Below are 305 nucleotides of genomic sequence, written 5' to 3'. Positions count from 1 at the left end.
GTTATATGGTTGGATTAGACAGTCTAAGGGGCCTAGCTATACTAGGTGTTATTTTGTATCATATTAATTTTAATTGGATGCCTGGAGGATTTTTAGGGGTTACTGTATTTTTTGTACTCTCAGGTTATTTAATTACAGATATTCTAGCGATGGAGTGGAAGAGAAATAAGAGAATTGATTTGAAGAAATTCTGGCTTAGTAGGGCAAGGAGATTGCTTCCAGCAATGTTTGTTATGCTCGTTATAACGTTGGCCTGGATTACGATTTTTCATAGCTCTTTACTTGAAAAAATGCTTGAAAAAATG

The 305-nt window shown here is 34.8% G+C and carries 1 protein-coding gene; it reads left to right on the top strand.

Translation table 11 applies throughout. From position 1 onward, the window contains the following. The coding region (locus AC1DKZ_RS33215) for an acyltransferase family protein (RefSeq protein WP_476997988.1) at positions 1-305 on the top strand (305 nt) is incomplete at both ends.

The organism is Bacillus sp. 05T21 (assembly GCF_056396785.1).
Note: the sequence above shows the minus strand (reverse complement) of the source record. Positions and strands in the feature narration are given on the sequence as shown.